Here is a 2,504-nt window from a genome sequence, read left to right on the forward strand (position 1 = left end):
GTCACTAATGACGAATCGTATGAATCGGGCTCTTGAAACCTGGGAGGAGACAAAAGGTATTATCAATAACAAATTTTGGTATGCAGCTGCTAACCGTATGTATTATGCCTGTTATTACATGACTACCGCATTGCTGATAAAACAGGGCTATAGTGCTTCTACTCATTCGGGAGTTATCCGTTTGTTCGGACAATACTTTGTTAGTACAGGCGTTGTTTCACGCGAAATGGGTCGTTTGTACAGCAAAGTTTATGAATTGCGTCAGTCTGGTGATTATGATGACTGGATAAGTATCGGTGAAGAAGATATCTTACCTTTAGTAGCTTATGTAGATGAATATCTAACGGTGCTAAAAAGGTTAATTGATGAATAAGCCAAATACTATCATATTATAACATCGCACACCAACGCCTAACTTTTAAGCGTTACCCCATATTATAAAATCATTCCAACATGTCAAACGGGCTTTCGTTCTTTGACATGTTGGAATGATTTTTAATTCAAGTTTCGCAAGTAGTCTGAAAGCCTTTCGGGCTACTTGCGAAGCCTGAATTTTAGTAAGTACAAATTATATAGATTGCTCTATTTTCATAGTATGAACAAATAATGAAGTGGTACTTATGTTACAATGCCCGCTGTACCATCTTTTTTCCCCTTTTCTTTGTTACTTCTTCAATAATCAGTTACTTTTGTTCTATTCTTTTCAGAATGACTCATAAAATACATATCCTCATGGAAGAAAATATAAAAAGAATCCCTTATGGTGTCTCCAACTTTGTCTCAGTAGTGGAGCAAAACCAGTATTACGTAGACAAGACCATGTACCTGCCCCTGCTCGAAGAACAACCGGTGAGTTTGTTCTTCATCCGTCCCCGGCGCTTCGGCAAAAGTATCTTCCTGAGCATGCTGCGGGCCTACTACGATATCGCTCAGAAGCCTAAGTTCGAGGCACGGTTCGGAAATTTGTGGATAGGCAGTCATCCCACGCCCCTGCAAGGCGTTTACCAAGTGTTGCATCTCGACTTTTCCCTCGCCACCGACGGCATCAGTTCGCTTGTCGAAAGTTTTGACGAATATTGCGGCATGGAGATGGATGTGTTCGCCCGGAAATACGAATCCTATTACTACCCCGGCTTCGTGCAGGATATCAAAGAGAAGGGCAGCTTTGTCGCTAAGCTCAATTTCCTGAGAACTCTGGCCCAGGAGTACGGTGCTCGTCTGTATCTCATCATTGACGAGTACGACAACTTCACCAACGTGGTGCTCAACGAACTTGGCGATGAGGTCTACCACTCCCTCACTCACGCCAGCGGCTTCTACCGCGAGGTGTTCAAGAAGTTTAAAGGTATGTTTGAGCGCATCTTCATGACCGGCGTCAGCCCCGTCACACTCGATGACCTCACCAGCGGATTCAACATCGGCTGGAACCTCAGCGTCAAACCGGAGTTCAATCAAATGTTGGGATTCAGCGAAGAAGACGTGCGCCAAATGTTGCAGTACTATAAGGATGCCGGACGGCACAATGGCGACGTCGAAGCGATGATTGCCGACATGAAGCCTTGGTACGACAACTATTGCTTTGCCAAAGACAGTTTGGACAGCGACCCCAAGATGTTCAACTGCGACATGGTGCTCTACTACCTGCGCAACTACATTGATGGGGGCAAAGCGCCCGAACAGATGATTGATCCCAACACCCGCACGGATTACAACAAGATGAAGAAGCTCATCCAACTGGACCGCCTGGACGGCGACCGTAAGAGCGTGCTGCGCCGCATCACCGAGGAGGGACGGATCGTAGCGGATTTGGTGACCACCTTTCCCGCCCGTGATATCATCAAGCCGGAGATATTTCCCAGCCTGCTCTTTTACTACGGTATGCTTACCATCGTGGGTACGGACGGACAACGTCCGGTACTGGGCATCCCCAACAACAACGTGCGCAAGCAGTACTATGACTTTATGCTTGAAGAGTATCAGGAGAAGCACAACATCAACCTCGAACGTCTTATGGACCAGTTTGATGCCATGGCCTACAAAGGCGAGTGGCGTTCAGGTCTTGAATTCATCGCCCGGGCTTATAAGGAAAATTCCGCCGTGCGCAGCGCCATCGAGGGTGAACGCAACCTGCAAGGGTTCTTCACCGCCTACCTCAGCATCTGCAACTACTATCTGGTTGCCCCTGAAATGGAACTTAACCACGGTTTCTGCGACCTCTTCCTGATGGCAAACCTTACCCATTACGCTGTTGCCCACAGCTACATCATCGAATTGAAGTACCTGGCTGTGAAGGACTCTGATTCCAAGGCCGAAGCCCAGTGGCAAGATGCCGTAAACCAGATACGCCTCTACGCTGCCGCCCCACGTGTGGAGCAACTGCGACAGGGCACGCAGCTCCATTGCATCATCATGCAGTTCCGAGGGTGCGAACTGGAGAGAGCAGAGGAAGTACAGGTGTAAAACAAGGAATTAACCTAAGTATAATCAGGTAAAATGAGAGATGC

General features: G+C 47.4%; 2 protein-coding genes. Both read left to right on the forward strand.

The features are described from left to right. The coding region (locus BACCELL_RS22330; RefSeq protein WP_007214371.1) for a HEPN domain-containing protein at positions 1 to 373 on the forward strand (373 nt) is incomplete at its 5' end. 359 nt (positions 374 to 732) lie between these two features. Beyond that, a complete protein-coding gene (locus BACCELL_RS22335; protein ID WP_044154307.1) occupies positions 733 to 2,460 on the forward strand; it encodes an ATP-binding protein in 1,728 nt (575 codons plus the stop codon). Positions 2,461 to 2,504: the final 44 nt, after the last annotated feature.

It is taken from the genome of Bacteroides cellulosilyticus DSM 14838 (assembly GCF_000158035.1).
Taxonomy (GTDB): domain Bacteria; phylum Bacteroidota; class Bacteroidia; order Bacteroidales; family Bacteroidaceae; genus Bacteroides; species Bacteroides cellulosilyticus.